The organism is Helicobacter sp. MIT 14-3879 (assembly GCF_003364125.1).
This window is the reverse complement of sequence record NZ_NXLP01000178.1, coordinates 1-678: the sequence shown is the minus strand read 5'-3', so window position 1 is coordinate 678 and position 678 is coordinate 1. Positions and strand designations below refer to the sequence as shown.

The following is a 678-nucleotide window of genomic DNA, read 5'->3' as shown; positions in this document are numbered from 1 at the left end:
AGAGGAGTTTAAAAAGATAAGGAGTGTTCCAATATTATTTTCTTCATCTTTGGGAGAGAAGTGGTAGATAGGGTGGGATTCATCTAAGTTAGAGGTAGAAGAGGTGGTATTAGAGGTGGAGATGGAGGAAGACGATGAATAGTTATTGGAGGTATTAGATGAAGTATTGGAGGTGGTATTAGAGTTGGCAGAGGAAGAAAATGAGTTATTAGTAGTAGAAGTAGATGATGAAGAAGATGAAGTATTGGAGGTAGAAGTATTAGAAGTAGATGAAGATGAGTTAGTAGAGTTAGTAGATGATGAATTATTGGGGGTGGAGGTAGAGGAGTTAGAGGAGTTAGAAGAGTTAGAAGAGTTAGAAGAGTTAGATTCTAATGCTCCAAAGAAGTATTGAGAGAGAGGATTAGGAGATTCTTTTCCACCTAAAAGGAGATGAGAGTAAAGAAAGATTTGAGTATTAGGAGAGTTTAGAGAATCTAGTGTGATAGCATAGTCTTTGTAATCATTAGCTAGTTCTTGTATATCTATATAAGAGTTATCTTTAGTAAATATATCTATCTTATCATTATGAATATGTATGAGATTAGAGAGGGAGAGAAAGGAGTCTTTATGAAATAGATAAGAATAGAGATAGTCTGTATTAGAATCTTTAGAGTATAAATTAGCGTATAAATTAGA

Annotated in this window: 1 protein-coding gene; it reads left to right on the top strand. The window is 33.8% G+C overall.

Translation table 11 applies throughout. The features are described 5' to 3' along the window. Positions 1 to 145: 145 nt before the first annotated feature. Complete coding sequence (locus CQA44_RS12220) at positions 146 to 394, top strand: hypothetical protein (protein ID WP_115547439.1); 249 nt, start codon at positions 146 to 148, stop codon at positions 392 to 394. Positions 395 to 678 lie beyond the last annotated feature (284 nt).